The sequence below is a fragment of the Streptomyces chromofuscus genome, assembly GCF_015160875.1.
Lineage (GTDB): Bacteria > Actinomycetota > Actinomycetes > Streptomycetales > Streptomycetaceae > Streptomyces > Streptomyces chromofuscus.
The window spans coordinates 4,232,538-4,255,911 of the sequence record NZ_CP063374.1 but is presented as its reverse complement, the minus strand read 5'-3'; the positions used below and the strand labels follow the sequence as shown (position 1 = coordinate 4,255,911).

At 73.6% G+C, this 23,374-nt stretch carries 19 protein-coding genes; 10 read left to right on the top strand and 9 right to left on the bottom strand.

Annotation, left to right across the window (positions count from 1 at the left end):
* Together IPT68_RS19235 and IPT68_RS19230 are read right to left on the bottom strand one after the other, a co-directional pair.
* Entirely contained in the window at positions 1–1,014 is a 1,014-nt protein-coding gene (locus tag IPT68_RS19235; protein WP_189695850.1) for an ABC transporter permease subunit, read from the bottom strand.
* Complete coding sequence (locus IPT68_RS19230) at positions 1,011–1,958, bottom strand: ABC transporter ATP-binding protein (RefSeq protein WP_189695851.1); 948 nt, start codon at positions 1,956–1,958, stop codon at positions 1,011–1,013. The genes IPT68_RS19235 and IPT68_RS19230 overlap by 4 nt, the downstream gene beginning before the upstream one ends.
* A 206-nt stretch (positions 1,959–2,164) precedes the next feature.
* Between IPT68_RS19230 and IPT68_RS19225 the strand changes: the two genes are divergently transcribed.
* The 7 genes from IPT68_RS19225 to fxsT all read left to right on the top strand — a co-directional run bounded on the left by IPT68_RS19225 (position 2,165) and on the right by fxsT (position 10,697).
* Positions 2,165–2,761: a tellurite resistance TerB family protein gene (locus IPT68_RS19225; protein ID WP_189695852.1), complete on the top strand. Its 597-nt coding sequence runs from the start codon at positions 2,165–2,167 to the stop codon at positions 2,759–2,761.
* An 89-nt stretch (positions 2,762–2,850) separates the two neighbouring features.
* Complete coding sequence (locus tag IPT68_RS19220) at positions 2,851–3,195, top strand: MerR family transcriptional regulator (protein ID WP_189695853.1); 345 nt, start codon at positions 2,851–2,853, stop codon at positions 3,193–3,195.
* Positions 3,196–3,354: 159 nt separating this feature from the next.
* The gene (locus tag IPT68_RS19215; RefSeq protein WP_007383480.1) at positions 3,355–3,558 is read left to right on the top strand and encodes a cold-shock protein; all 204 of its coding nucleotides are present in this window, start codon (positions 3,355–3,357) and stop codon (positions 3,556–3,558) included.
* A gap of 207 nt (positions 3,559–3,765) precedes the next feature.
* On the top strand, positions 3,766–4,143 hold the full coding sequence (locus IPT68_RS19210) for a hypothetical protein (protein ID WP_189695854.1): 378 nt from the start codon (positions 3,766–3,768) through the stop codon (positions 4,141–4,143).
* Between the two features lie 419 nt (positions 4,144–4,562).
* A complete protein-coding gene (locus tag IPT68_RS19205; RefSeq protein ID WP_189695855.1) occupies positions 4,563–4,871 on the top strand; it encodes a trypco2 family protein in 309 nt (102 codons plus the stop codon).
* A 149-nt stretch (positions 4,872–5,020) separates the two neighbouring features.
* Complete coding sequence (locus IPT68_RS19200; RefSeq protein ID WP_189695856.1) at positions 5,021–6,520, top strand: VMAP-C domain-containing protein; 1,500 nt, start codon at positions 5,021–5,023, stop codon at positions 6,518–6,520.
* Between the two features lie 217 nt (positions 6,521–6,737).
* Entirely contained in the window at positions 6,738–10,697 is a 3,960-nt protein-coding gene (gene fxsT / locus IPT68_RS19195; protein WP_189695857.1) for an FxSxx-COOH system tetratricopeptide repeat protein, read from the top strand.
* 36 nt (positions 10,698–10,733) lie between these two features.
* On the opposite strand, the gene IPT68_RS19190 is transcribed toward fxsT, so the two are convergent.
* The 5 genes from IPT68_RS19190 to IPT68_RS19170 form a co-directional block, all read right to left on the bottom strand.
* The gene (locus IPT68_RS19190; protein ID WP_189695858.1) at positions 10,734–12,584 is read right to left on the bottom strand and encodes an HEXXH motif domain-containing protein; all 1,851 of its coding nucleotides are present in this window, start codon (positions 12,582–12,584) and stop codon (positions 10,734–10,736) included.
* Positions 12,585–12,605: 21 nt separating this feature from the next.
* Positions 12,606–12,785, bottom strand: a complete 180-nt coding sequence (locus IPT68_RS19185; protein ID WP_189695859.1) for a hypothetical protein — start codon at positions 12,783–12,785, stop codon at positions 12,606–12,608.
* A gap of 133 nt (positions 12,786–12,918) precedes the next feature.
* A complete protein-coding gene (locus IPT68_RS19180) occupies positions 12,919–13,983 on the bottom strand; it encodes an effector-associated domain 2-containing protein (protein WP_189695860.1) in 1,065 nt (354 codons plus the stop codon).
* Between the two features lie 10 nt (positions 13,984–13,993).
* Entirely contained in the window at positions 13,994–15,421 is a 1,428-nt protein-coding gene (locus tag IPT68_RS19175) for a condensation domain-containing protein (protein ID WP_189695861.1), read from the bottom strand.
* Positions 15,422–15,606: 185 nt separating this feature from the next.
* The gene (locus IPT68_RS19170; protein ID WP_189695862.1) at positions 15,607–17,307 is read right to left on the bottom strand and encodes a lysyl oxidase family protein; all 1,701 of its coding nucleotides are present in this window, start codon (positions 17,305–17,307) and stop codon (positions 15,607–15,609) included.
* 310 nt (positions 17,308–17,617) lie between these two features.
* Between IPT68_RS19170 and IPT68_RS19165 the strand changes: the two genes are divergently transcribed.
* From IPT68_RS19165 to grpE, 3 genes are all read left to right on the top strand, one after another.
* Positions 17,618–18,367, top strand: a complete 750-nt coding sequence (locus IPT68_RS19165; RefSeq protein ID WP_228039760.1) for an SCO2400 family protein — start codon at positions 17,618–17,620, stop codon at positions 18,365–18,367.
* Between the two features lie 520 nt (positions 18,368–18,887).
* The gene (locus IPT68_RS19160) at positions 18,888–20,543 is read left to right on the top strand and encodes a glycoside hydrolase family 13 protein (RefSeq protein WP_228039759.1); all 1,656 of its coding nucleotides are present in this window, start codon (positions 18,888–18,890) and stop codon (positions 20,541–20,543) included.
* Between the two features lie 119 nt (positions 20,544–20,662).
* On the top strand, positions 20,663–21,109 hold the full coding sequence (gene grpE / locus IPT68_RS19155; RefSeq protein WP_189695864.1) for a nucleotide exchange factor GrpE: 447 nt from the start codon (positions 20,663–20,665) through the stop codon (positions 21,107–21,109).
* Between the two features lie 128 nt (positions 21,110–21,237).
* On the opposite strand, the gene IPT68_RS19150 is transcribed toward grpE, so the two are convergent.
* Together IPT68_RS19150 and IPT68_RS19145 are read right to left on the bottom strand one after the other, a co-directional pair.
* Entirely contained in the window at positions 21,238–22,314 is a 1,077-nt protein-coding gene (locus IPT68_RS19150; protein ID WP_189696181.1) for an aminopeptidase P family protein, read from the bottom strand.
* Between the two features lie 540 nt (positions 22,315–22,854).
* A complete protein-coding gene (locus IPT68_RS19145) occupies positions 22,855–23,340 on the bottom strand; it encodes a hypothetical protein (protein WP_189695865.1) in 486 nt (161 codons plus the stop codon).
* Positions 23,341–23,374: the final 34 nt, after the last annotated feature.

The window sequence follows — 23,374 nt, the reverse complement described above, 5'->3', positions numbered from 1 at the left end:
TCAGACCAGGCGCTTGCGCGCCCACAGGAAGAGGAACGCCGTGACGGCGGCGGTCAGCGCCAGCAGGATCGCCGCGCCCAGCCACTGCATGCCGGCCATCTGGGAGATCGGCAGGTAGTCCACCGACCAGCCGATCACGTCGGCCTGCCGCAGGCACAGCTCGCGCGCCTGCTCCGTCTCCTCGTCGACGCAGGTGCTCCAGCCGAGCAGCTCCCCGCTGCCGGTGAGGTACCACTGGTCGAGCTGGTGCGCGGCGTCCGGCAGCGTGGGGAACGAGCCCTCCGCGAGGACGCCCTTGTCCGTGGTGACCGTGACCACGTCGCCGAGCTCGAGGCGCAGCCAGTTCCAGGCCAGTTGGACGGCGACGGCGAATCCGAAGGCGACCACCATGGCCGCCAGCGTGCGCCGCAGCACCACGCCGATCGCCACACCGCCCACGACGGTGAACAGAGTGAGCGCGGCGGCCACCGGGCCCGTGGTGTCGAAGGCGGCGCCGGACGTCCAGTCCAGGACCGTCGCCTCCTGCTTGAGCGGCTCCCACCACCAGCCGAACGCGATGGACGGCGCCACCGTGCTCACGGTGATCACCAGCGCGGTCAGGCCCAGCTTGGTGGCAAGCCAGCGGGTGCGGCTCACGGTCTGGGCGGCGACGAGCTTGGCGGTGCCGTGCTCCAGGTCGCCCGCGAGCAGCGGGGCGCCGACGAACACGCCCAGCACCACGGGGATCAGCCCCAGCGCGGTGCTGACCGGCTGGAAGGCGGCGGCGTACGGCTCGAACTTCGGGCCCAGGGTCTCGACGCCGTTGGCGGGCCAGCCGTAGCCGGTGAGGAAGTCGAGCATGCGGTCGCGCTGGAAGACGGTCCACGCCACCAGGAGCACACCCGCGCCGAGGACGGTCAGGTACGCGGCCCGGTGCTGGCGCCAGACGAGCCAGGTCACGCCGGTGAGCAGGGGGCGGCGCGAGGCGGGTGCGCCGGTGTCGCCGGTGACGGGCGTGCCGGTGAGGGTGCTCATGCGGCCACCGCCCGGGAGACCCGCGCCTGGGCGGTGGGGGTGATCAGTGCGGGCGCCTCGGCCGAGCGCAGGTGGGCGAGCAGGAGTTCCTCCATGGTCACGGGGGCGGTCTCCCAGGGGCCGGTGACCGGGCCCTCGGGACGTACGAGGGCGGTGAACTGCCGTCCGGTGACGCGGGATTCGACGACGGTGTGCCGCTCGAGACCGGCGGGCGGCCCCCCGTCCTCCTGGACCCCGGTGACCAGGGTGTGCACGGCGAGCAGTTCGTCCACGTCACCGGCGAGCCGCACCGCGCCCGAGGACACGACGACGAGGTAGTCGCACACGCTCTCCAGCTCGGCGAGGACGTGGGTCGACATCAGCACGGTGGTGCCGCGCTCGGCGGCCTCGGCCATCAGGGTGCCCATGAGTTCGTGCCGCACGACCGGGTCGAGGTCGGACATCGGCTCGTCGAGCAGCAGCAGGTCGGGCCGCTTGCCGAAGGCGAGCGCGAAGGCGACGCGGGTGCGCTGGCCGCCGGAGAGGGTGCCGACCCTGGCGTCGAGCGGCACGTTGCCGGCTCGCACGATGTCCTCGGCGGCCCGCTGGTCCCAGCCGGGGTTCAACTCGCGCCCCAGCCGCAGCGTCTCGGCCACCGTGAAGCGCCGGTACAGCGGCTTCTCCTGGGCGAGGAACGCCGTACGCCGGCCGGCCTCCGCCGAGCCCGGGGCCGCGCCGAACACCCTGAGCGCGCCCTCCGTCGGCCCCAGCATGTTCGCGGCGACGCCCAACAGCGTCGTCTTGCCTGCGCCGTTGGGGCCGACCAGCCCGCAGATCCGCCCGGCCGGCAGCCGGAACGAGCAGTCCCGCAGCGCCCAGCCCCGCCGGTAGCGCACACCCACCCCGTGCGCTTCCAACGCCGTGTCACCGGCGTACTGTCCGTCACCCACGCCATCCACCACCATTTAACTACTTGATTAGTGGAATGATGATGGAAGCCGGCGCCGCTTCTGTCAACGCCCATCCGCGGGCCGGGGGTTGCGCCGGGCGTCGCCTTGGGCCGTCCGGGGGTGGTCATGGAACTTCGGGGAGCGGGCAGGCGTTGCCCGGGAGACGGGTGCGCACGCACGCCGGCGAGCGGAACGACACGGCTGAAGCCGAGGTGGCACGGATGGCTATGTGGGATCGGATCAAGGACCAGGCCAAGAACCTGCAGCAGCAGGCCCAGGGCGCGCGTGGCTCCGGCGCACAGGGCGGACACGGCGGCCACGGCCCCTACGGCGGTCCGGGCGGTCACGGCAGGCCGGGTCCCGGGTCCTCCGGCGGCTCGCGCGCCCAGCTGGTGAGCACGCTCAAGTCGCAGCTCACGTCCCTGAAGACCGAGCTCAAGAGCGGTGCCTTCCGGGACGCCAGCATGGCCATGTGCGCCCTGGTCGCGGCGGCCGACGGGCATGTGGACCCGACCGAGCGGCAGCAGATGGAGTCGCTGATCCTGAGCAACGACGTCCTGCAGAACTTCCCGCCGGAGCAGCTGCGGCAGCGGTTCAGCATGCACGTCGACCAGCTGGCCTTCGACTTCCCCCAGGGCAAGACGCAGGTCCTCCAGGAGATCGCCAAGGCGGCGAAGAAGCCGGCCGAGGCCCGCGCGGTCGTCCAGACCGGCTTCGTCATCGCCGGCGCAGACGGCTACATCGCGCCGGCCGAGGAGCAGGTGCTGCGCGAGGCGTGCTCGGTGCTCGGTCTGTCCCCCCAGGAGTTCGGCCTCTGACCTCGCGTCTGGCGGCGCGATGCCGCACGGGGGCGATATCTGCCGTGACCGGAGCAGATATCGCCCCTCTTTCCGGCTAGGGTTTTTGCGTGCCCGCCGATCGTTCCCCCGCTGTCGACAACCTCGATGACGACGACTACCCCGCCTACACCATGGGGCGGGCCGCAGCCGTCCTCGAGACGACACCCGCCTTCCTGCGCGCCCTCGGCGAGGCCAGGCTGATCACTCCGCTGCGCTCGGAGGGCGGCCACCGCCGCTACTCCCGCTACCAGCTGCGCATCGCCGCCCGCGCCCGGGAACTGGTCGACCAGGGCACGCCCATCGACGCCGCCTGCCGCATCATCATCCTCGAGGACCAGCTGGAGGAGGCCCAGCGGGTGAACGAGGAAATGCGTCGGCAGAACGCCGAGTCCCGGGCGGACCAGCAGCGCTGAAGCCCGTTCCGGGCGCCGAATATCTGTCGCGGCCGATGCAGGATTTATGCCCCTGATGCGGGAATTCGCGCGCCCCGGAAACGACAAGCCGAACGCCGGGAGCTGTGCTAGCGTGATAGAGGTTGCAGTTTTTGCTTCCAGAGACTTTGGAGAATGAATATGGCATCTGGCACCGTGAAGTGGTTCAACGCGGAAAAGGGCTTCGGCTTCATTGAGCAGGACGGTGGCGGCGCCGACGTGTTCGCTCACTACTCGAACATCGCCACCTCCGGCTTCCGCGAGCTTCAGGAAGGCCAGAAGGTGACCTTCGACGTCACGCAGGGCCAGAAGGGCCCGCAGGCCGAGAACATCGTTCCCGCCTGACGCTGACGCGTCCTGCGAGATCGGGGCCCGCACTCCTCGGAGCGCGGGCCCCGCATCGTTTCCCGGCACCTTTTACCCGGCGCATTCCCGTTGCCCCGGGTGCGTACGGATTTCCCGCGCCGGGAGTATTTCCCCGGTGCGTGCCGCGGCGAGGAACGTCCGGCGGGTCACTGCCCTCGGGCGCCCCTTGGCATAGACTCCGCACCCATGTCGCACCCCGATGACTTGCTCGTCGGCATCGCCGAGACGGTGGAGTCGGAGCAGAACAGTCAGATGTCCCTGACCGTCGTGGTCCCCGGAGCCGTCATCACGGGACGGCTGGCGCCGGAAGCCCTGTGGCGGGAACGCGTGGCGGAGGTGCTGCGCGACTCCGAGCGACTCGGCTCCTTCTCGGCCGCCTTCGTCCCGGCGCACCGTCCCGGCGAACCGCGCGAGCCCCGCCCCCGCCCCACCCACCTGCACTTCCACGTCGCCCGCATCCTCCAGGGCAGCTTCGGCATCCCCGACACCGGCGGCATGTACCGGGTCGCCATCGCGGACGTGAACGCCTGGACCGTGGGGGACATCGGCTACTCGGACCAGTGACGGTCGGACGAGGCCGGCCACTGCCTGGCGCGTCGCCCCGGCGGTCAAAGCCTCGCCGGGCAGCCTCCTCGTACCCCCGTCGGCCCGCCGTCACGGCGAGGGCGAGCGGTCCTGTGCGCGTCGGCCGGACGATCGCCATGTCGTCGACCCGGCCGTGGTCGCCGTTGCCCGCTCCTTCGGCCACCGTCCACCCGCCGGGACGCCCGCCCGGGCGCGGGCGTCCCGGTGGCGTCGCGAGCCGGTCCGCGAAGCGGGGCGCGCCGGTCCCGGGTCGGGGCGTCGCCCAGGACGATGGCGCGGGCAGGTGGCCGGGGCCGGCGCCCGGCCCAGGGCGTGGCCGCCCGCTGCTCCTCGGCCGTGTTCACCCGCGTCCGGCTGGAAGCAGTACGTGCCCGCACCGCCGCCGCTAGGATCCACGCATGGTGGAACTGGCCGAGATGATCCGGGAGTTGAGGCACGAGCTGCACGCCGCGCTGGCCGGTGGCGGCGACGGGCCGGTGCGGTTCGAGCTGGGGCCGGTCGAGATCGAGGCGACCGTCGCCGTGGGGCGGACGGGCGGGGCCGGCGGGAAGGTGCGGTTCTGGGTGGTGGAGGCGGGCGGTGAGGCGCAGGTCGAGTCGTCGCGGACCCACCGGATCTGCCTGACCCTCCAGCCGAAACTCGTCGCGCCGGACGGCACCCGCCACGACGTGCTGATCACCGGCGACGAGGCGGAGGGCGAACGCTGAGCCCGGGACGCTGTTCGACCCCCTGACGTGGGGGGACGACTGGCCGTACGCTGGTCGGCACTGTCAGTGGTAACTCAGGCGGGACTGGTGGCGGTCGGGAGGTCACGGGGGTGGATGGGCGCAGCCCTGCGCGGGTTCGCAACGAGCTGGTGGCCGAAGTCGTCGACGTGCTGCAGGAGTCGGCCACCCTGCGGCACACGACCAGCGCGGACCTGCTGGTGACCATGCTGGGCCAGGAACTCGGCTCGCCGGTGGAGCCGTTGCGCGGCGAGGCCTTACGCCCCTGGCTTCTGCACCTGGTGGAGAAGTGCGCGGGCGTCCCGGACGGGCTGCCGTCGCTGGTGCGCTGCCTGGGGTACGTCGAGCAGCAGTCGACGGCCGTGACGGCGCTGCGCCGGCTGGTGGACGAGTGGGAGGCCGTCGACTTCTTCGACGGTGCCGACCTGCATCCGCTGCGGCCGCTGCTCCAGGAGATCCGCTCCGCGTCCACGCTGGCGGCGATGGCCCGCCGGGCGAGCCGTTCGCGCACCCAGGAGCTGCCGCCCTGGTGCGACACGGGCTGGACGGTGTTCCTGCGCCTGGCCGGTGACAACTCGGCGGCCAAGGAACTGCCGGTGAGCATGGCGTTCGTGTCCCTGGCCGCCGACCAGCTGGTCGAGGACGGTCAGGCGGACACGGCCGAGCGACTGCGCCGCTGGAACCGCCGGCAGGCCCGTGCCTGGGGCCTGGAGGACAAGATGGCGGAGTGGCAGCGCGGCGGCGGCGTCGCCGAACCGGTGACGTCCTCGCTGATGCCGGCGTATCTGATGATCCAGTTCGAGCCGGACGGCGTGGACCGCGACCGCTACTACCTCTCCCACTGGCGGCAGTCGGACGCCGAGGGCTGGCACCCGGTACCCGGGGAGACCCTGCACCTGCACCGCGACGAACTCCCCTCCGAGGTCGAACAGCTCATCGAGCAGACGGAGGAACGCTGGTCGGATCTGCGTCAGCCGGTGGTGCTGGAGTTCATCCTTCCGTGGGAACTGCTCGGGGAACCCGTCGAGTGGTGGCACAAGGAGTCGGCCTCGCCCTCCCCAACCCCGCTGGTGATGGACTACGCGGTCCTGGTGCGCAGCTTCGAACGGCTGCGCAGAGCGGCCTGGCACCGCCCCTGGCACAACAAGTGGCGGCACTTCAAGGAACGCCCGGCCGACACCCACTCGTACTGGAACCGGCCCGGCCACTCGCACTTCCATCTGGAGCGCGAGCTGAAGGAGGACGAGCACGCCGTCTGCCTGGTGCTCAGCGAACCGCCGGGCACCGACTCGCTCACCGGCCGTCAGGAGTACCTCGCGGGCCTGCGGGCGGGCGTTCCGGCCATGATCTGGCACCGCGGGGACTGCTCCGACCCGGCCTTCAAGGAGGCCGTCGCCGACATCGTGCAGGACCGCGGGCTGGCCGGTCTGCTGGAGCGGACCGGAAGATGGCGCAAGGAGGCGCTGGCCATGGGGCCCGAGGGGTGGGACAACCACGTGGGACGCCATCTGGCGATCCTGCTCGACGACCCGGAACGCCGGCCCGTGCCCCCGGGACCCGACCTCGCGCGGGGTGACCGGGCGACCGGGTCAGAGGTGCACCAGAACGCCCGCCCGCGAGCCGAAGGGTGACACGAATTGAACGAGCGTGCGCGTTTCCGCCCGCCTGTGTCTCAGGTCGGCCCCACTGCTTCCGGCATGCTTTCGCGTACACCCTGCGCGAGCCCCCGTGCGCACTTGCTTCACGAGCGGAACCGCTGCAAGGCTTTACCCGTGGCTGTCACGCATGGCGGGGGTGTGCGGGACTCCGCGACCCGCTCATCGTCACTACGACGCCTCGAGGGCACGCATGCATGATGACGATGGCCAGCGACCGGGAGAGTCCGCACGGGCACGCCGTGAGGCCGCTCACGTCCTGAGCCGGCTCGGTCGGCGGCCGGGCGGGCCCGAACGCGCGGAAGCGGTTCTGGTCATCGACACCCACCCCACCATGCGGGTGTGGTACGAGACGGTCCGCGAGGACCTGGTCGAGGAACTCGAACGGACGGGCGCCTTCACCCGGGTGCGGGTGTTACGGCTGCTCGGCACCGACGAGACCGACCCCGCCCGGGTCAGCCCCGAGGAACCCCTCGGCCCGGCACCGCAGGACGCCCGCCGCGTGGTGCTGGTGCTGACCGACGCTCTCGCGGCCGGCTGGCGGCTCGGCGCCGTCCAGCCGCTGCTGCGCGGCTGGGGGCGCACCTCCCCGGTCGCCGTGGTACATCTGCTGCCGCAGCAGCTGTGGTTCCGCACCGGGCTCGACGTGCACCGGGTGCGCATCCGCGCCCCGCACGGCTGGGCCGCCAACAGCGCCTGGGACTGGGAGGAACGCGAACCCCCGACCGGGCTGCGCGACACCGACGAGACCGGCGAGGAGCGGGACGGCGCCGCCGTCGTCGTCCCCGTGCTGGAGCTGACCCGGCGGTGGGCGGCGGCGCTCACCCGGCTGGTGTCCGGGCCGGAGCCCGAATGGCTGGATCTGTCCGCCATCCAGGCCCGCGAATGGAAGAGCAGGCCCGACGCGGCCCGCGCGCTGCCCTGGGCGCAGGAGCTGCCCGACCCGCTCAGCACCCTGCCCGCCGCCGAGCGGGTCTCCGACTTCCGCGCCGTGGCCAGCCCCACCGGGTTCGCCCTGGCGACCCGGCTGGCCGCCGCGCCGCTGAGCCTGCCCGTCCTCCGCAGGATCGTCGCCATCACCCCGGACGCCGGGCCGGTCCACGTCTCCGAGCTGCTGATCAGCGGCCTGGTACGGCCCACCTGGGACCACGGCGAGGGGCCGGCGGACGTGGTGTTCACGTTCGCCCCGGACATCCGCGAGGAGCTGCTGGCGCTCGGGCGGCGCAGCGCCACCGCGCGGGTCCTGCGCGAGGTGCGCGCCCTGTTCGCCGCGGACGACACCGCCCGCCTCCTGCTCCCGGCCCCCACCGAGCCGCTGGACACCCTGGCGATGCCGCACGTCGGCAGCCGCAACATCGCCTTCCACCGGGTGGAGCTGACCGCCCTGCGCGCCCTGTCGGGCCGCTACGACCAGCGTGCCGCCATGCTCGCGCAGGTGCTGAGCTGGCACGATCGGCGTTACGCGGTCAGCCTGGAGAAACCACGACGCGCAGTGACGGGGCCGGTACCGTCCGATGCGGCCTCCGCGGCGGCCGAAGCCGCCACCGGCCCCGACCCCCGGACCGCCTCCGAAGGAGCCTCGCAGATGCCGACATCACCCCAGCGGACCGTGGAGACGGGCGACCGCACGACACAGCCGCGGGTCTGGGGGAACCTGCCGCCGCGCAACCCGAACTTCACCGGTCGCACCGAGCTGCTGGAACTGCTCGACCAGCGGCTGCGCGAGGGCACCACCACCGTGCTGCCGGAGGCGATCCACGGCATGGGCGGCGTCGGCAAGACCCAGCTCGCCATCGAGTACGCCTACCGCCACCAGTCGGAGTACGACATCGTGTGGTGGATCCCCGCGGAGCGGCCCGGCCAGATCGGTCAGGCCCTGGTGGAGCTGGCCCAGCGGCTCGGCCTGGTGACCACCACCGAGGCCAACATCGCCGGACCCGCGGTCCGTGAGGCGCTGCGCGAGGGACGGCCGTACTCGCGCTGGCTGCTCATCTTCGACAACGCCGACAACCCCGAGCAGGTCCGCCACTACTTCCCGCAGGGCGGCAACGGCACCATCCTCGTCACCTCCCGCAACCGGCGCTGGGGCCAGGTCGGCGGCTCGCTGGAGGTGGACGTGTTCACCCGCGAGGAGAGCAAGGAGCTGCTGCGCCGCTCCGGCCCGCCGCTGCGGGAGGACGAGGCCGACTCGCTGGCCGAGGCGCTCGGCGACCTGCCGCTGGCCCTGGAACAGGCCGCGGCCTGGCGGGCGGAGACCGGCATGCCCGCCTCGGAGTATCTGCGGCTGTTCGAGAACAAGCGGATGGAACTGCTCGAAGTGGCCCCGCCGCCGGACTACCAACTGCCGGTCGCCGCCGCCTGGAACGTCTCCCTCGACCACCTGGAGACCCGCAGCCCGGCGGCGCTGCGGCTGCTGCAGCTGTGCTCCTACTTCGCGCCCGACCCGATCTCCCGGTCGATCTTCTCCGGTCTCGGCAACAGCAGCATCTTCCCCGAGCTGGACGCGGCCCTGAACGACCCGATGCGGCTCGCCCGGGCGATAAGGGAGGTGAACCGCTACTCGCTCGCCCGCATCGACCACCGTACGAACTCCATCGAGATGCACCGCCTGGTGCAGCTCGTCCTGAACAACCGCATGACCCCGGAGGAGCAGTCCCGCATGCGCAACGGCGCCCACACCCTGCTGGCCGCCGCCGACCCCAAGACGCCGCAGAACCCGGCGAGCTGGCCCCGGTACGCGGAGCTCTACAGCCACGTCATCGCCTCCGACGCGATCAAGTCCGACCAGCCGTGGGTGCGTCAGCTGGTCCGCAACATCGCCGAGTACCTGTACTTCTGGGGCGACCACGACGTGTCGGTCGACTTCTCGGAGCAGGCCTGGGAGTCCTGGCTGGCGATCTTCGGCGAGGAGGACCAGCAGACGCTGCTGATGGGGCAGTGGCTCTGCTACATGTACTGGGTCGTGGGCCGGTTCGACGACGCGGCCCGGCTGGTGGCGCACCTGCGGGAGGTGTACGAGCGCACCGCGCCCGCCGACCAGGAGGACACCCGCGAGGACGCGCTCGACGCGCTCCAGTACGAGGCCGCGGTACGCCGGGTCGAGGGCCGCTTCGCCACCGGCGCCGACCTCGACCGGACGGCCTACGAGCGCGCCCACCGGGCCTTCGGCGAGGAGGACCCGACCACTCTCAACATCGCCCACAACTTCGGCGTGAGCCTGCGTCACGCGGGTGACTTCCGGCAGGCGCTCGCACTCGACCAGCGCACGCTGGCCCTGAAGCTGCGGCTGTTCGGCCGGGAGGACCGGCGGACCCTGATCACCGAGAACAGCGTCGCCATCGACGTGCGGGAGACCGGGGACTACGTCGGCGCGCGCGCCCTGCAGGAACCCGTCCTCGTCACCTGCCAGGACCTGTTCGGCCACGGCAACCCCGCCACCATCGAGACGATGCGCCAGCTGAGCGAGGCCTGCCGCAAGGCGGGCGACCACCTGCGCGCGCTGGAACTGGCCACCGAGGCCCACGCCCAGTTCACCCGCCGCTACGGCGACACCCACCCCCAGTCACTGGCCGCCGCCCTCACCCTGTCCGTGGCACTGCGGCAGAACGGCGACCTCCAGGCGGCCCGGACCCGGGGCCTGAAGGCCTGCGAGGGCTACCGGCAGATCTACGACCAGCACCACCCGCACGTGCTGTCCGCCGACGTCGACCTCGCCGTCACGCTGCGGCTGCTCGGGCAGCCGGAGGAAGCCCGCCGTCTGGACGAGACGGCGCTCGCCTCCCTCGCCGACCGGCTGGGAGCGGGCCACCCGCTCGCCCTCATCTGCGCCATCAACCTGGCCAGCGACCTCGCCGCCCTCGGCCTGCACGAGGAGGCCCGCCGCCGTGGCGAGGACACCCTGGCCCTGTGCCGGTCCACCTTCGGCGAGGACCACCCCACCACCCTGATGTGCGCGGCCAACCTGTCGATGGACCTGGCGTCGGTCGGCGCGGACGCCGAGGCCGCCGCCCTCCGCCAGGACACCCTGGACCGCATGATCCGCGTCCTGGACGCCCCCCGCATGGAATTCGCGTCGGGCACGAGCCACCCGGCGACGACCCAGTTCCAGGACGGACAGCGGGCGAACTGCGACATCGACGCGCTGCCGTTGTAGTCCGGCCGTGGCCGGGGCGCCGGGACGGGCGGGCGGTCAGTCCGCCAGGTCCTGCCCCAGCCAGCCGGCCAGCCGTACGGGATCGGCGGTACGGCCCGTCGTGGCGACCAGGGCGTCCTGGACCGCTCTCGCGCGTTCCGGGTGGCGCAGGAGGAGGTGGGACGCCTGCCGCCGGGACGGGTCCGCGGTGAGGGCTCGACCCAGTCCCGCCCAGGCGGACACGGGGGCGTCCTTGCCGGACAGGCGGGTGGCGTAGGCGTCCCGGGCACCCTCGTGGCTGCCGGCGACCAGGAGGACGTCGGCCGGTTCGGCGCCCTCGACCGCCCCGGCCGCGGCACGCGGGGCGCCCTCGGGGTCGGTGAGGTGGTGCCGGGCCAGGACGGCCGCGGTGTCCAGGAAGCGCACCTCGGAGTCCGGGACCAGGGCGGGCGGGGCGGCCAGGGCGGACGGAGGTCGCGCGGCACCCTGCTGCCAGGCGCGTACCGCCTCCTCGACGGCCGCCGCGGGCGGGCGCATGTGGTGGGCGCGCCAGCGGGCGAGGTGGTCGGCCGAGGCCTCCTCGGCCAGGCGGAGCGGTCCGGCCGGGACCTCCTCCGTCATCCACCGCGCGCAGCGCTCGGCGAGGCTTTCGAGGACGTACCGGCCCAGCGGGGTCAGCAGCACGTGGCCGCGCACCTCGTTCAGCACCGACCACACCTGTCCGCGCCACAGGGCGAACTCGAAGTGGGCCAGCGGGGCGTACGCCGGATCGGCCGTGTGGCGGTGGGCCCGCCATAAGCGGGCGACGCCGAAGAAGGCGTAGATGCCCTGGAGGAGCCCACCGAGCGGACGGGGGTCGTCGCGCCAGGGCGCGTAGAAGAGCTCCTGCGACGACCCGGGACCGCCGGGCGGCTCGGTCAGCGGGCCGAGGTTGATCAGGGCGCCCAGCTTGATGTGCTGGAACTCGTGCACCAGGGTCGCCGCGAGCTGGGCGGCGTCGTCCGGGTGCGAGGCGACGACGCCGCCGAACGCGGCCGCCGACGTGCAACTGTACGGCCGAAACCTTTCTCTCGCCGGGCACGGAGCCACCGACATCAGGCCCCGGCGCATCGCCCCGGCGGTCACCGGATCGTCGCGCCGCACGATCTCCCAGGCATCCGCGAGCAGTGCCGCCCAGGACGCCGCCTCCCCCTGCGGCATCGGCCGGGGCTCGCTCGGCCGGGGGAACGTCCGGTACGGGTCGAGTTCTTCCAGCACAAGGGGCTTCGCCGTGCCGTCGGCGCCGAGTGTCAGCCGCCGCACCGGCAGCCAGTCCGCCCCGCGCACGTCCCAGCCGGGCGCGACCGCGACGTCCGCGCCCGCCCCGGTGATCCGCAGCCGGCCCGCGTGTCCCGTCACCCGGGCGGTGCTCCACGGCCGGTGCTCCGGCAGGACGGCGCAGCCCAGCGTGGGCAGCGGCACCAGCCCGTGCCGCACCGGCACGGTGATCGAGAAGTCCAGCCCGGCCCGCGTGCCCGCGGCCGCGGCCAGCGCGGACAGATATCCGGTGACGACCCACCCCGGCGCGTCCTCCTCGCCCGCGGCCCGTCCCCGGGCGGTGCGCACCGCGAGGGAGACCCACATACCGGTGGTGGGGCACATCAGGACGTCCTCGAACACCTCGGGCGCGGCCCGCTGGGCGCGTTCCAGCAGGGCCCAGGCGTCCGCGTGCGACAGGGGCGCGGTGTCGTCTCCGGCGAGCGCGTTGTCCAGGGCCCGCATGAGCAGCAGGCGCCGGCTGCGCTCCGCGCCGAGCAGCGCCCCCACCACCGCGTCGTCGCCCTCGCCGCAGGCCAGGGCCTGGACGCCGGCCGCCGAGAGCCGGTGGAAGGGCAGGTGATCCCCCGTCGTCGTGGCGTCAGCGGCCACGGATCCCCCACCGCACGCCGGTCACCCCGTCGAGCCGTCGAACCGGGAGCCGTTGAAGTTGGAGGCCGTGAGGCCCTGGGGGCCGTCGACGTGGTGCAGCAGCCGCTCCAGCGACTCGGTGAAGTCCGGGCCGTCCAGGGAGCGCAGCGCTTGCAGGGAGACCCCCGACAGATCGACGAGACAAGACTCGACGGCAGGCATCGTTTGCTCCACGGCTGCCAAGTCCCCTCCCGTGCCCGCGAGTCCGCGCTGTCGGCCGGCGCTGTCGGCTCCCAATCATCATGACCCAGCGGGCCACAAGTCGAAACCCCACATCCGGCCGCCCGTGAGAACGTCAGCGGTAGCGCCCGGCCAGTTGGGCGGCGGCCCGGTCGACCCGCTCCACTTCCGGCGAGGGGCCCTCCAGGAGCCGTACCGCTTCCAGGAGTTGGTCGAGTGTGCCCGGGTAGCGCAGGCAGGTGCGCAGGATGCCGTAGACGTCCATGCGCAGCCGGGGGTCGCGGGGGCTGTTGGCCGCGATGCGGTCGCTGATGCTGTCCAGCAGCAGCGTCGTGCCGTTCGGGCCGCGCAGCAGGGGGAGGGCCGTGAGAGCGTCGACGAGGTCGACCAGTTCGCGCAGGGGCAGTTCGCCGGGCAGGCCGGTCAGGGGTGGGACCGGGCGGGAAGCCGTGGTGTCGCCGGTGAAGCCTAGTTCCGCACGCGGGGGCAGTGCGGCGTACCGTCCGAACCGCTCCAGCGCGGCCGGGGACAGGGCGTCGTACCAGCGCTCCACCCGCCGGGCCGCGAGGCGCCCCAGTCCGTCCGCGCGGTGGTGCACGCTCACGACACCGATCACGGCGCCCCCGCACCACACCGCCGCGCCGGACATGCCCTCCCACGGCGAGCGTTCGGGCTCGACGTCGGCGGGCGGGACGACGACGGCCAGTTCGAGCGTGCCCTCGCGGCGGTTGGACAGGACGGAGACGGTGCCGGACACGTGGCAGGAGTCGCGGTACTGGCTCGGCGAACCGTCGTCGAGGAGCCGTCCGGTGTCCTTGCGCAGCTTGAAGCGGGGGAAGCCCACGGCGCTGAAGGGCAGCACCGCGTCGGCGTCGGGGACGGCGGCGTAGCGGGGCGGCGGGACGGCGGGGATGCCGGGCGGGGCGCCGGTCAGCTCCAGCAGGGCGACGTCGGCGGCCTCCTCGCGCAGGACGACGCGGGCGTCGGCGCTCCACTCACCGGGGCGGTCGGCGTCGAAGCGCACGCGGATCCGGTCGGCGGGTGCGGCCACGACGTGGGCGGCGGTCAGGACGCAGTCGGTGGTCACCCGGTATCCGGACCCCCGCCGCCCGGGCCGGCCGCCGACGATGATCTCGGCGACCCGTGCCGCGTCCAGCCCCTGCTCCCCCCGGTCCGTCACATCGGGTCCCCTACCCGTGGGCCGCGCGGCGTACGCCGGAGCGACCGGCGAGGAGGGCCTGGCGGCCCATGGCGACGATGTGCTCCCGCAGACGCTCGGTGAACAGCCGCATGTTCTTCTGCGCGACGTCGGTGTCCGGGTAGCGGCTGGCGAGCTGGAGGCCCTCGTGGAGGCGGGTGAGCCAGACGCAGACCTGGTCGCCGTACGACACCCGGATCAGGCCGTAGGCCTTCAGGTCCTGCCAGCGTTCGGAGCCGGTGGTGGCGCGGGCGTCGACGAAGGAGACGATCGAGTACAGGTCGGGGGAGGTGGGGCGGAAGTCGGCGCCGAGGAGCTTCAGGACGCGGGCGATGGGCTTGCGGGACAGCGGGCGGTTCTCCCGCAGGGCGGTGCGGACCATGCGCAGGGCGCCGTCGAGGTCGGCCGCCTGGGCGACGGGGACCTCGATCGGGGCGCCGCCGACGTACCAGCCGACGGAGTCCGACCACTGGGAGCGGACGCGGGTGTGGAAGGGCACGACCGTGCGGTACACCTCCTGGCCGCCGATCTCCCGGACGACGAGGGCGGTGGCGGCGAGCACGCCGACCAGGCTGCCGCCGTACGGCCGGCAGTACGCCTCGAACGCCGCGGCGTCGGCGTCACCGACGAGCATCTCCTGCATCAGGTTCTGCGCGGGCAGCGGCCCTTCCGGGTCGAGGCCCAGCTCCACCGGGAAGTTGGGCAGTTTGCCGTCGCACTGGACGATGAACTCCCGCCACCGGGCGACGATCTCGTCGGTGCCGTCGAGGCGGTCGGCCTCGGTGCGTTCCAGGGCGCAGAAGTCGACGTAACTGGCGACGGGGGCGCCCCCGTCGAGGCGGTGGCCGGCGAGGGCGGACGCGTACAGCTCGTGGATCTCGGCCGGGATGCGGTAAATGGAGTGCGCGTCGACGTTGCTGTGGTCGAACGCCATGTAGACGCTGGTGCCGTCGTCCCGGACCACCGCGCTGAAGATGAAGTTGGGCCAGCTGAGCGCGTCCGCCACGGTGTCGAAGCGGTCCTGCAGGTACCGGGTCAGCTTGGCCGGGTCGCCGAAGACGCCCCGGTCCTCGCGGCACAGGACGACCGCCTCCGGGTCGAGCGTGAAGCGCCGCATGTCGTCACCGATCCAGCGGAAGCCGCTGCGCAGGGTCTCGTGCCGCAGCGTCCAGGCCCGCAGGGCCTGCTGGAGCGCGCCGAGGTCGACCGGGCCCGGGATGTCGAACGCCGCGCCGAGCCAGGTCGGCACGAACAGGCCGTCCTCGCGCACCGAACGCGCGGTGCGCACGTGCGACTCCTGGACGTACGCGGGCGGCCGGGAGTCCTCCGGCATGTCGGCCGCGGCCCGGACGGCCGCCGGATGCAGCGTCCACTCCACGAGCCGCCCGGGGCGGACCTCGCAGCGCTGGATGTCGGTCATTCGCACAGCATTCTCCGTTCGCCTGCCCACGGGAGACGACCGGCTCGGCGACCGCGTCTGCTGGGCATCGCTCAGTGCACAAAGGGACCAACGCTCAGGGGTGGCGGAGGAAACGGCGGGGCGCACAGGTGAACGCCCCCGGCGCGCGGGCCGGGGGCGTCCGTCGAGCGGTCAGGGGGCGTCGGTCACGGGGCGTCGATCAGGTGGTGCGGGGGCACCTGGACCGTGCGGGCGCCCGGCTCACCGCCCAGGACCACCTTGCGCAGGGCGACGTTGTTCTTGAGGTCGGTCTCCTGCAGCCGCTTCTCCGGGTTGGCGATCACCTGGATGTAGTACGTGCCGTTCGGCAGGTCGGTGATGTCGAAGGACTGGCCGGGACGGTACTGGGTGTACGTGTCGCCGGAGCCGACGTCGAGCACCTCGCGCACCGAAATCGAGTTCTGCTGGCCGCATGCGGTCGACAGGTCCGTGTTGTAGGGGTGCCAGTTGGCGTTCTTCACCGTGTAGTCGACGGCGTCGGTGTTGGCCAGGCAGAACGCCTCCTTGCCGCTGCGCACCTCCTTCGTCTTGTCCTCGCTGAGCAGGCGGTAGCTGGCGAAGTCCGTGAAGTGCCAGTGCTCGTGCCCGATCCGCGGGTCCCACTCCATGGTGCCGGTGGGCGTGTACCCGACCTGCTGGCCGTTGGCGTCGTAGAAGTACTGGTACGCGTCCATCAGGTCCGCGCCCGGGCTGCGGAACCCGTCCACGACGAGCGGCGCCGGCCCGGCGTTCCACACGTTGGCGCTGAACGCGAGGTAGTCCTTGCCGGGCACGTCCCCGTCCTCGCCGTCGGTGATGGCGATGTCCCACGCCGGCAGCGACCGCAGGTCGGGCTTGGGCACGTCGGCCGGGACTCCCGCGCGCCCGGTGGGCCGCTTGGCGTGGGGCTTCAGCGCGGGCGCGATCCGCGAACCGTCGGTGTGCCCGGGCCCGTCGCCCAGGTGCGAGGCGCGGCCCCGGTCCTCCAGGGCGTGCGACAGCTGCGGCGGGGTGGGCGCGTCGGCGCCGCGCGGGCCGTAGTGGTGGGCGGTGCGGGCGCCCTGCGCAGCGGCGCCGTGCCCGCCGTGCGCGCCGTGACTGCCCTGACCGCCGTGCCGCGCGCCGGAGCGCGAGGCGGCGGCGCCCTCACCGCCGCCGTCACTGATCTGCCGGACGGTCACCTTGACGGTCGGCTGGTCGTTCGGGATGCCGAACAGGTCGCGGTACTTCTTGGCCACCGCCACCTTCGCCGTGTACTCACCGGCCGGCAGGTCCACGGGCTTGTCGTAGTCGACGGTGCTGGAGTTGGACGCCCACCCCTTCTCCACGCCCCACACCGAGCCCAGCGTCCACGGGTTCGTGGGGCAGCTCTCCGGGTAGTGCGAGGTCGCGGGGGCGTCCGGGCGGATCCGGCCGGAGGCGTTGTTCGGGCAGAAGGTGCCCTTGGACTTCGCGACCTCCTGGCCGGCCGCGTTCTTGACCGACACCTCCAGGAAGCCGGGCAGCCCGGAGAAGTCCTTCACCAGCCCGGCGGGCAGCTTCCTGGTCTGGACACTGTTTCCGTTGCGCAGGATCTGCTGGGCGACCACCGGGTCCTTGTACGACTTCCGCGTCACCTTGAACTCCAGCGGCGCGTTGTCGACGCTGACGTACGTCCCGAGGTCCAGGTGGACCCCGGGCTCCCCCTCCCAGCGGTCCAGCGTCACGGACTTCGACGCGGCGATCAGTTTGAGCTGCGGCTTGCCGGGCGTGGTGCTCGCCGGGTCGGCCCCGGAGGCGACCGCGGCGCCGCCGACGACGACGGTGAGCGCGGTGCCGGCGGCGAGCGCCGAACGCCTCAGGCGATTGCGGTGTTGCTGACTGGTCATCGGTTCCTCGTCTTCGCGTGCCGCCCGTGGACGGCATCGGACCGGACAGCCCACGTCGACACGGCCACCGCTGTACCGACGCTCCCCACGCGCCCGGGGACCGCGAGTCCGTGAGCATCCTGTGAGAAGGCAAACGTGGGGCGGGGGTTGCCTGTTGGGGGTGAAGTTCCCCCGAAGAGGGAGCATGCGGGGCAGTCCGGGCCCCGGCGAATCTGTGCAGGAGTGTCACACGGGCTGCACACGGCGGCCGGGATCCGTCGTTAGCGTTGCTGGCCGTTCGGGGGGCTGTCGACTCAGGAGTGCCGCACCGATGAACTACGGGCAGATGGACTACTGCTCCACGTGCCGACGGCATCTCAACGGCGCCCTGGTGTGCCCCGGATGCGGCGCCTACGCGCCGGACATCGCACCCGACGCCCGGCGGGAGCCCGAGCCGGAGCCGGTGCGCGCCGTGCCGATGCCGGAGTCCGAGGAGGCGCCGGTCCCCTTGCCGGACGGCCGCGCGTCCCGGCGACGGCAGCGGATCCGCTGGAAGAAGGCGCAACGCCGGGCCCTGGTGGCCTCGGCCGTCGCCTTCGTCGGCGGTGGGCTGACGCTCACCACGCTGAACGGCGGCGGCTCCACCGACCGTGCGCAGGCCGCCGCGGCACCGGACGAGCTGACCCTGGACAGCACGCGGCGGAAGCCGACGGAGCCCACACGTCCCACGGCGTCCCGACCGGACGAGCACCGGCCCGCGCCCCGGTCGACGGCCCCGCAGTCCCCGGACTCCGGCTCCGCGGCGAGCCGCTCGCGACCGCGCCCCACGACGCCCGCCCCGCACGGCGCCGGCCTGGAGACCCCGATCTCCGTCCCGGCGGCTCCACGGCTCCCGCAACAGGAGTCCCTCGTCCCCGCGCCCCCGGCGGACGCGGCCCCCGGCACCACCGCCCCGCAGCCGACCCCGCCCCCGGCCGACACCGGCGCGCAGCCCACCGCCCCCGAGACGCAGCCCCCCGCACCGACGACGCCCCCGCCCACGTCCCCCCAGCTCTGCGTACTGGTCCTCTGCCTGGGCTGACTCCGGTGGCCGCACCGCCGGTTGCCGCCTCACGGGGCCGGGTGAGCGGGTACGGCCCGGGGCGGGCGGGAACGACCCGGCGGGCGGGCGAGATGACCCCGCAGGCGACGCCAACCCCGCCGGTGAGCGGGAGCGACCTCACCGGCGCGGGCGACAACGACCTCGCCGTCTCGGCGCCGACGGCCTCCGGCGCGGGCCCGCCTGTCCCATTCGGTGGCATGTTCGTGGCATGCCCATGGGACGCGCACGAGGGTGAGTGAACGGGAGCGGGACACGCGGGCCGCGTCGGCCGGGTGGGACCGGGCGCGAGCACACGGCGGGGCGACCCCGGCGACGCCCCGTCAACTGCCCGTCCGGCGGACGCGTTGACGTGCGGCGCCCGCACCCGCGCCCGGAGCGCCCCTCCGCGGGCGCTCCACCGCCCCCCGCGCCCCCACACGCCGAGGTTCACCATTCCGGGGTTGTGGACAAAGTCCTCGTATCGTCCGGCGCAGAGCAGCCCGACCCCAGAGGAGCCCGAGTGACCACTCCCGACCTCTCCCCCAAGAGCCCCGACTGGTGGCGCCAGGCCGTCATCTACCAGGTCTACCCCCGCAGCTTCGCCGACGCCGACGGTGACGGCCTCGGCGACCTGAGGGGCATCACGCACCGCCTCACCCATCTCGCCGCCCTCGGCGTCGACGCCCTCTGGCTCAGCCCCTTCTACCCCTCCGAACTGGCCGACGGCGGCTACGACGTGGCCGACCACCGCGACGTCGACCCCCGCCTCGGCACCCTCGACGACTTCGACGCCATGGTCGCCGAGGCGCACCGCCTGGGCCTGAAGGTGATCGTCGACATCGTCCCCAACCACACCTCCCACCAGCACGTCTGGTTCCAGGAGGCACTGCGCGCCGGCCCCGGCTCCGCCGCCCGCGACCGGTACGTCTTCCGCGACGGCCGCGGCGCCCAGGGCGAACTGCCGCCCACCGACTGGCAGTCCGTCTTCGGCGGCAGCGCCTGGCGCCGGGTCCCCGACGGCCAGTGGTACCTGCATCTCTTCGCGCCCCAGCAGCCCGACCTCAACTGGGAGAACGAGGAGGTCCGCGCCGACTTCCGCACCACCCTGCGCTTCTGGTCGGACCGGGGCGTCGACGGCTTCCGCGTCGACGTCGCGCACGCCCTCGCCAAGGACCTGGACGAACCCCTCCGCGACCTCGGCGCCCCGGAACTGAGCGACGAGGCCGCCCTCGCGACCATGCCCCCGGGCAGTCACCCCTTCTACGACCGCGACGAGGTCCACGAGATCTACCGCGACTGGCGCAAGATCCTCGACGCCTACTCCCCGCCCCGCATGGCGGTCGCCGAGGCCTGGGTGCCGGGCGCCCGCCGGGCCCTGTACGCGCGCCCGGACGAACTCGGCCAGGCCTTCAACTTCGAGTACCTGAAGACCGGCTGGGACGCCGGGGAGCTCCGCGAGGTCATCACCGCGTCCCTGGCCACCGCTCAGGCGGCCGGCGCCTCCGCCACCTGGGTGCTGTCCAACCACGACGTCGTCCGCCACGCCACCCGCCTGATGCTGCCGCCCGGCACGGACACCGACGCCTGGCTCCTGTCCGGCGGCAGCGCCCCCGCCGTCGACCGGGCGGCCGGGCTGCGCCGGGCCCGCGCCGCCACGCTGCTGATGCTGGCGCTGCCCGGATCGTCGTACGTCTACCAGGGCGAGGAACTCGGCCTGCCGGAGGTGGCCGACCTGCCCACCGCCGTCCTGCAGGACCCCATCTGGGAGCAGACGGGCCACGTCCGCAAGGGCCGCGACGGCTGCCGGGTGCCGCTGCCGTGGACGACGAGCGGTCCGTCGTACGGCTTCGGCGCGGGCGGCGCCTGGCTGCCGCAGCCGGCGGGCTTCGCGTCGTACGCCGTCGAGGTGCAGGACGGGGCGGAGGGCTCCACCCTGGAGCTGTACCGCACGGCCCTGCGCCTGCGCCGCAAGCTGCTGGAGAGCGAGTCGCTGACCTGGGCCGACGACACCCCGCCCGGTGTCCTGCACTTCGTCCGCTCCGACGGCTGGCGCTGCCTGGCCAACCTCTCCGACCGCCCCGTACCCCTGCCGCCCGGCGAGCCGCTCCTGTCCAGCGCGCCCCTGGAACCCGACGGACGCCTGGGCCCGGACACCACGGTCTGGCTCGGCCGCTGACCCTCCGCCCCGCCCGGCCGGTCTCCCCTTGACAAGCCGCGGCCCTCGGCTTACCCAGGGCTCGTGGGCACAGCTGGCAATCACCCACCGTCACAGGGGTGGGCGAGGAGGTGGCCCGGATGACCGGAACCCAGGCCTCCGGCGGGAGCGTCCGCGCGGAGCTGGCCGAGCGCACCGCCGACCTGCAACGCGTGAAGGCCGAGTACGACAACTACCGCAAGCGGGTGCGGCGGGACCGGCTGGCCGTGCGGGAGATCGCGGTGGCCAACGTGCTGCGCGGGCTGCTGCCGGTGCTGGACGCGGTGGACCGGGCGTGCGGGCACGAGCCGATGACACCGGGGCTGCGGGAGATCTCCGAGGCCCTCGAGGCGCAGACCGGCGCGCTGGGCCTGGTGGGGTTCGGGGAGGTGGGCGACGCCTTCGACCCGTCCCGCCACGAGGCGCTCGCCCACCACGTCTCCCCGTCCTGCACCCACCCGATCTGCACGGCGATCCTGCGCCCCGGCTACCGGGTCGGCGACCACCTGCTGCGTCCGGCGTGCGTGGAGGTCACCGGCCCGGAGTAGCGCCGCACGCCGGGGGGAGGACGTCACCGGCCCGGAGTAGCGCCGCACGCCGGGGGGAGGACGTCACCGGTTCGGAGCGGGCCCGCGCGCGGGGAACGACGTCACCGGTTCGGAGCAGCGCCGTGGGGTCACTCCACGACGGCCATCTCGTGCGGCGTGCCGTTGAGCCGCCGCACACCGTCCCGCGTGCACGTCACGATGTCCTCGATGCGGACCCCGAACCGGCCCGGCAGATAGATCCCGGGCTCCACGGAGAAGCACATCCCCGGCACGAGCGGCTGGGTCTCGCCCTCGACGACGTACGGCGGCTCGTGGGTGGTGACGCCGATGCCGTGGCCGGTGCGGTGGATGAAGTACTCGCCGTACCCGGCCTCCTCGATCACCGCCCGCGCCACCCGGTCGATCTCCTGGCACGGCACCCCGGGACGCACCGCCCGCACCGCCGCCTCCTGCGCCACCCGCACGATGTCGTGCACCGTGCGCTCCTCGGCGCTCGGCTCGCCCACGTGCACGCTGCGGGTCGTGTCGGAGCCGTACCCGTCCTTCAGCCCGCCGAAGTCGAGGACGACCATGTCCCCCGGCTCGATCACCCGGTCACTCGCCTCGTGGTGCGGATTCGCCCCGTTCGGCCCGGAACCGACGACCGTGAAGTCGACCTGGCTGTGCCCGTGCTCCAGCAGCAGCCGCGCCAGGTCGGCGGCCACGTCCGCCTCCCGGCGCCCCGCGAACCGCACCCCGAGGATGTCCCGGTACGCCGCGTCCGCCGCCGCCCCCGCCGCGGCCAGCCGCTCCACCTCGTGCGCGTCCTTCACGGCCCGCAGCATCGGCAGGACGACGCTCAGCGCGCGGTACGTCGTCAGCGGCAGCGCCTCCTGCAGGCCGAGCAGGTGCAGCGCCCAGGTCGCGTCCGCGACGCCGTACCGCCCGTCCGGCCGCAGCAGGCCCGCGGCGGCGGCGTACGGGTCCTGCCCGTCCCGCCACTGCGACATCCGCACGGCCCCCGCCCCCGGCGCGGCCGCGGCGTCCGGCCGCTCCAGTGCCGGGACGAGGAGCCGGGGATCGCAGTCCTGGGCGAGGACGAGAAGGGTGAGCCGCTCGGTGATCGCGGTGGGCCGGTACCCGCACAGCCACGCCATGTCCGGGCCCGGCGTGACCAGCAGCCCCGACAGCCCGGCGGCGGCCGCGTCCAGGGCGGCGCGGCGCATCCGGGCGGCGTAGTCGTGCTCGGTGAAGGCGATGGGGTCATGACCGCCGCCGGTGTCCACCGGGGTGGTGGCCGAGGGCGTCGAGGTGGCCGGCAGAGGGGCCGGTGTGGTCGGCGGGGCGGGAGTGGTGGGAGTGAGGGGGTGCGCCGGAGTGTGGGGCGGAGCGGCCGGGTGCGCGGGCAGCAGCGGGTGCGTCGGGTCCATCGGGTGCACCGGATCCCACGGGTCGACCGGGTGCGTGGGATCCATCGGATGCACCGGGTCCAACGGGTCCGCCGGCCGCACCGGGCCGACCGGGTGCGCCGGATCGGTCGGATGCACCGGATCCATCGGGTCCACAGGTCCCGCCGTGTCGCTCATCGCTGTCGCCTGCCGTCTGCCGCTCGTCACCTGTCGGCTGTCGTCCGTCGCCCGGCCGTGGCCGTCCGTCGCGGTGCCGTGCCGTCCTGCCCCGCCCGTCCATGGGAACGGCGGGGCGGGGCCGGTGCGTCCGGGAACCGGCCGTACGGGTGGCCCGCCCGGCCGGGCCGTCTCCGTCCGTCAGTACCGCACCGCCCGCTCCACCTGCGCGCTCACCTCACCGGACAGGCTGTGCGTACTGCGGGCCGTGCCCTTCCCGGTCTGTCCCGCGGGCACGTCGGCCACGGTGACGACGACGGCGTCCCTCAGTCCCCCGCCCGGGTCGGTGAAGTTCACCTGCACGGCGAAGGACTTGGCACCGCCGGCGGTGTTGCGCACGCGGACCTCCGCGGTCGTGCGCCCGTCCTGCCCGGTCGCCGTCGCGCCGAGCGTGACGTCCTTCGTGACGTCGACGCCGCCCTTGATCTCGTCGAACCTGCGGTCCGCCTCCGCCGTGGCCGACGCCCACCGGTCCGTCGCCTCGGAGGCCGCCGACCGCAGGGCCGAGGCCGCGTCACTGGCCTGCGCTCCCGGCCCGTCCTCGCCGCCCCCGCACCCCACGACACCGGCACCGACGGCACCCACCAGCGCCGCCGCGACCGCCCACCGACTCCGGTAACCGGCCATGCCGCCTCCAGCACTCCGGAATCCTTCCTTCCTC

What these genes read in the sequence shown, in the direction of transcription:
- IPT68_RS19215 (WP_007383480.1), top strand. Translation starts at nt 3,355, where the DNA reads ATGGCATCTGGCACCGTGAAGTGGTTCAACGCGGAAAAGGGCTTCGGC.
- fxsT (WP_189695857.1), top strand. Translation starts at nt 6,738, where the DNA reads ATGCATGATGACGATGGCCAGCGACCGGGAGAGTCCGCACGGGCACGC.
- IPT68_RS19150 (WP_189696181.1), bottom strand. Translation starts at nt 22,314, where the DNA reads ATGCGCCGCGCCGCCCTGGACGCGGCCGCCGCCGGGCTGTCGGGGCTG.
- IPT68_RS19185 (WP_189695859.1), bottom strand. Translation starts at nt 12,785, where the DNA reads ATGCCTGCCGTCGAGTCTTGTCTCGTCGATCTGTCGGGGGTCTCCCTG.
- grpE (WP_189695864.1), top strand. Translation starts at nt 20,663, where the DNA reads ATGACCGGAACCCAGGCCTCCGGCGGGAGCGTCCGCGCGGAGCTGGCC.
- IPT68_RS19170 (WP_189695862.1), bottom strand. Translation starts at nt 17,307, where the DNA reads ATGACCAGTCAGCAACACCGCAATCGCCTGAGGCGTTCGGCGCTCGCC.
- IPT68_RS19225 (WP_189695852.1), top strand. Translation starts at nt 2,165, where the DNA reads ATGGCTATGTGGGATCGGATCAAGGACCAGGCCAAGAACCTGCAGCAG.
- IPT68_RS19145 (WP_189695865.1), bottom strand. Translation starts at nt 23,340, where the DNA reads ATGGCCGGTTACCGGAGTCGGTGGGCGGTCGCGGCGGCGCTGGTGGGT.
- IPT68_RS19210 (WP_189695854.1), top strand. Translation starts at nt 3,766, where the DNA reads ATGTCGCACCCCGATGACTTGCTCGTCGGCATCGCCGAGACGGTGGAG.
- IPT68_RS19230 (WP_189695851.1), bottom strand. Translation starts at nt 1,958, where the DNA reads ATGGTGGTGGATGGCGTGGGTGACGGACAGTACGCCGGTGACACGGCG.
- IPT68_RS19165 (WP_228039760.1), top strand. Translation starts at nt 17,618, where the DNA reads ATGAACTACGGGCAGATGGACTACTGCTCCACGTGCCGACGGCATCTC.
- IPT68_RS19205 (WP_189695855.1), top strand. Translation starts at nt 4,563, where the DNA reads ATGGTGGAACTGGCCGAGATGATCCGGGAGTTGAGGCACGAGCTGCAC.
- IPT68_RS19175 (WP_189695861.1), bottom strand. Translation starts at nt 15,421, where the DNA reads ATGACCGACATCCAGCGCTGCGAGGTCCGCCCCGGGCGGCTCGTGGAG.
- IPT68_RS19235 (WP_189695850.1), bottom strand. Translation starts at nt 1,014, where the DNA reads ATGAGCACCCTCACCGGCACGCCCGTCACCGGCGACACCGGCGCACCC.